Origin of the sequence: Nonlabens dokdonensis (assembly GCF_002162835.1) — a bacterium.
Lineage (GTDB): Bacteria > Bacteroidota > Bacteroidia > Flavobacteriales > Flavobacteriaceae > Nonlabens > Nonlabens dokdonensis_B.
Genome location: NZ_MAAX01000031.1, coordinates 1 through 4,110 on the forward strand (window position 1 = coordinate 1; position 4,110 = coordinate 4,110).

Consider the following 4,110-nt stretch of genomic DNA (forward strand, 5'->3'; position numbering starts at 1 on the left):
CAAATAATTTAATTACTCAATTGATTAAAAATGAACAAATTGATTTAGCTACTCAACTCTCTAAAAATGTAGCTCTTTTTTATGAAAAATTTGACTTGCCTAGAGATGGTAATGCATTTAATATCGCAGCAAGATTATATGAATTAAAAGAAAACAAAAGAGCCATTGAATTAATGGAAAATAGTATTGAGCAAAATATTATGCTAGTAGAATGGATGATCGAAAACAAAAGCCCAATGAATAGACAACTCACTCTTGAAGCGGCAGAATCAAAAGTGAATTTACTAGATCAAATGTTAGTAAATTACAACAAGATTAACCCAACTTATATTCAAAATAATCTTAGTAAAATTCAAAAAGTTAATACAAATTACCTCGAGTGGAAGAACTCTGTTTCAAATGATATTTAGTACTGAAGTTGCATCTCATCAGCATAAAACTGATCAACCTATACTTAATAGATGCCTTGCAGCGTATGTAGCTTTACAAGATTATCAATTAGGTCGTACTCTAGAAGTAGGAGTAGGCTCAGGTGATGGAATCAAATTTTATATAAATCAAACAACAAGTCTGACGGTAGTAGATAAAAATCTAAAACTTTTCAATAAAAATAATTCCTTCAAAAATTTAAATGAGATAACGCAGGTAAAGGCTTTCTTACCAGAGCAAAGTCTAAACACTTTAAAAAAGTATGACTCCATCATATGTTTCCAATTTATAGAGCATATAGAAAAAGACTTTAAACTGATAAACCTCTTGCATAATTTGTTAGAAGACGATGGAACATTATTTCTAACTACTCCTAATAAAGCAGAGTCTTCAGGGGTAAATCCATGGCATTATAGAGAGTATCATCAGAATGACCTTGAGCAACTATTAAGCGGTGTTTTTAACAGGTTACAATTTAAAGGGGTTTTTGCTAATCAAACATCTTATAAATACCACTTGGAAAGCTTAAAATTGGGGGGTAAAATTAGACAGACGTTCTTATTTAACCAATTTTTGAAACTCCCTAGATCAATGCAACATTTTAGTTACGAGTTAGCAAATAGATATAATCGTATTCTCTTAGCAAAAAAGGAAAAATACAATTCAAAAATCGAGGATTATAAAATAGACCACATCGAGACTAGTGCTGGCTTATTAGATTTTTTTGTAATCGCCAAAAAGTAAGACTCTAATTCTGCCTTTGTTATGATTCAATTAATTATTCAGACTAGTAGAAGAGCTTCTTAAGACTATACATATTTAATGGAAATTCCAGAATCACATGTATAAATCCTAGAAATAAGGAGATTAATAACCCTAATCCAAAGTCATACCAATAGAGAAACATAACGGTAATCCATATAACTACGATTGCGATCATCTTTTTCTTATCAAGCATCTTGTGCCATTTAATAACTGTTGTTTTAGAAAACCAGTTGAGGTAATGGTAGCAATAGATAAATGATATAAACATCATAAATTTGAGCCATATAGATTCATAGAAATAAAACTCCGTTCCATCAGTCATACCCAAAAATTTTGAAAGAATAACAGGTAATACATGAAAATCGTTATTTAAATAAAGTTCTTTTGAAAAATCACTGAATAGATATGAACCTCTAGCAAGCTCTAGGTTTATTATGATTATTGGAATTAATAAAACTAGCGCAACAGAAATGTATCCATAATTACTTTTTGATTTTTTAGCTCCATAGAGCATGAAAATGATAGTAAATAAATAGACGTGGATGATGGTAGGTACAAATACACCTATTAACAATTTGTATTGCTCTACATTTTTTAAAAATACAGCACCTATAAAACTAAATAAGCTAATAATTATCCAAGCAATTTTAGAAGATATAAATTGACATGCGACAGCCAGCATCAAAGTTATAAATATCACACTATTAGACCAGTCATTAATGAATACCATAGTTTTGGTAAGTGTAGTATCACTGTTTTCACAATAAAGAAATAACTTAGGTACAAACAAGATTAGAGAAGCAAATAGCCCTATACTTAACCATACCATTTTATTACTTGTAAAAAAATAACTTTTATTATGCAGCCAGTTTATCTCAGTTACATAATGTAAAGGCCCCAGTAAAGTATAACTAAAAATGAAAAGCTCTAATGGAAAAACATAGGCTAATAAAGCAGCTATTATAACTAGTATTATATTTAGTTGATCAGTAAAATGAGCTTTGTTTAGAATAGATGTGAAGAACATCGAGAGTTTATGATTAAGTTGTTAAACAAATATAAACTATCCCTTATTTTGTTACTAGCATTATCCTTTTATTGCTTATGGTGTTCAGATTATTAAATGGACTAGATAGAATTTATAATGTCATGATTAAGTTTTCCTTAAAAACAACGACTAAACCTTAACATACTTTTGTTTAAACATATGTCACAATAAGTTAAACAAATCGTATCTTTACATTAAATTATTAAGGCTATGGCGACTACTAAAAAAACACCAGCAAAAAAGACTACAAAAAAGGAAGCAGCTAAGAAAGAAATCACTAAGCATGATATTCTAACGGCCTATATGGATTACGTTCTTGAGCATGAGAAAACCCCAAAGTCGGTTTACAAATTTGCTAAGGATAACCATATGTCAGAGCAGGAGTTCTATAATTTCTTCGGTAGTTTTGATGGTTTGCGCAAAGATATTTGGAATACATTTTTTACAATGACTATGGATGTCGCTCATAAAAATGAAGATTATCCACATTTTTCAAATCGCGAGAAGATGCTCACCTTTTTCTACACCTTTTTTGAATTATTGACCCTTAATAGAAGTTATGTGCTTTACACCTTGAAAGAAAATCAGCACATGATGAGTAAAATGGAGCAATTAAAAGGCTTGCGTAAACACGTAAAGAATTTTGCCAAGGATTTGATCATGCAACGCAACGAAGACAAGTCTAATATTTTACTAGAACGCTCTGAAACGATTTATAGTGAAGGCGCTTGGGTTCAAATGTTGTTCTTAATGAAATTCTGGATGGAAGATGACAGCGCTGGATTTGAAAAAACAGATATGGCAATTGAGAAGTCTGTGAATACGATTTTTGATGTATTTGATAATACACCACTAGATGCCGTATTTGATTTCGGTAAATTCTTGTGGAAAGAGCGCATGGCGTAGTAAAAATAAAATCAAAAGTAAAATCATAAACAAAAATACCTACCTGTTGTTTTTGTGATGATTAAAACATTAAAACGATCCGCTTTCGCGAAAGCGAGATCGTTACAAAGAAACTTTAGAGAATCTAATTTTAAGTCGTTTAAGGGTGTCACACTGAGTTTGCTAAAGTGGATTTCACAAAGCTAAAGAATATGAAAACACTAGATAAAATACCTACAAGTAAAATAGGCCGTACCACAGAACTAGTGAAAACTGGTGCAAAAATAGGTGCCAATTACCTTAAATATTACTCTAAAAAGGCAGTAAATCCATCTATGGATCGCTCTTCATTAGATGAAGATAATGCAACTGATATTTATGATGGTTTGAAGAGTTTGAAAGGAAGTGCGCTCAAAGTGGCGCAAATGCTTTCAATGGATAAAAGCTTATTGCCTGGCGCGTATGTAGAAAAATTTAGTTTGGCCCAATTTAGTGTTCCGCCATTATCTGCACCATTGGTAAGAAAAACATTTAAAAAATATCAAGGCGCTTATCCAGAAGATATTTACGACACTTTTTCAAAAGATTCTGTAAATGCTGCGAGTATAGGACAAGTGCACAAAGCTAGCCTAGATGGTAAAGAACTAGCCGTAAAAATTCAATATCCTGGAGTAGCAGAATCTATAGGAAGTGACCTTGCGATGGTAAAGCCTATTGCCATAAAAATGTTTAACCTGAAAGGTGATGATTCAAAACGTTACTTTGCTGAGGTAGAAGATAAGCTGACTGAAGAGACTGATTATACACTAGAAGTAAAACAGAGCATGGAGATTACTGAGGCTTGTTCTCATATTCCTAATTTGAGGTTTCCTAAATATTATCCAGAACTATCTAGCAAACGCATCATTACCATGGACTGGATGACAGGACAGCATTTAAGTGAGTTTGCAAAAACAGATTTCTCTGCAGAAACTGGAAATAAA

5 protein-coding genes are annotated in these 4,110 nt (G+C 31.8%); 4 read left to right on the plus strand and 1 reads right to left on the minus strand.

The window, feature by feature from the left end; all coding sequences use genetic code 11:
- Positions 1 to 410: hypothetical protein (locus tag A9Q93_RS02040; RefSeq protein ID WP_303685718.1), on the plus strand; the 410-nt coding region annotated here is incomplete at its 5' end.
- Positions 400 to 1,173, plus strand: a complete 774-nt coding sequence (locus A9Q93_RS02045; RefSeq protein ID WP_303685719.1) for a methyltransferase domain-containing protein — start codon at positions 400 to 402, stop codon at positions 1,171 to 1,173. The genes A9Q93_RS02040 and A9Q93_RS02045, both read left to right, overlap by 11 nt.
- A 43-nt stretch (positions 1,174 to 1,216) precedes the next feature.
- Here A9Q93_RS02045 and A9Q93_RS02050 read toward each other — a convergent pair whose 3' ends face one another.
- Positions 1,217 to 2,023 (minus strand): hypothetical protein, encoded by an 807-nt coding sequence (locus tag A9Q93_RS02050; RefSeq protein WP_303685720.1) that lies wholly within the window; start codon positions 2,021 to 2,023, stop codon positions 1,217 to 1,219.
- Positions 2,024 to 2,452: 429 nt separating this feature from the next.
- Between A9Q93_RS02050 and A9Q93_RS02055 the strand changes: the two genes are divergently transcribed.
- Together A9Q93_RS02055 and A9Q93_RS02060 are read left to right on the plus strand one after the other, a co-directional pair.
- Positions 2,453 to 3,148 carry a TetR family transcriptional regulator C-terminal domain-containing protein gene (locus A9Q93_RS02055; protein WP_303685721.1) on the plus strand — a complete coding sequence of 232 codons (696 nt, stop codon included), beginning with the start codon at positions 2,453 to 2,455 and terminating at the stop codon, positions 3,146 to 3,148.
- A 191-nt stretch (positions 3,149 to 3,339) separates the two neighbouring features.
- On the plus strand, positions 3,340 to 4,110 hold a 771-nt coding region (locus A9Q93_RS02060), incomplete at its 3' end, for an AarF/ABC1/UbiB kinase family protein (protein WP_303685722.1).

Coding starts and splice junctions, on each gene's coding strand:
- A9Q93_RS02055 (WP_303685721.1), top strand. CDS start 2,453: ATGGCGACTACTAAAAAAACACCAGCAAAAAAGACTACAAAAAAGGAA.
- A9Q93_RS02050 (WP_303685720.1), bottom strand. CDS start 2,023: ATGGTATGGTTAAGTATAGGGCTATTTGCTTCTCTAATCTTGTTTGTA.
- A9Q93_RS02045 (WP_303685719.1), top strand. CDS start 400: ATGATATTTAGTACTGAAGTTGCATCTCATCAGCATAAAACTGATCAA.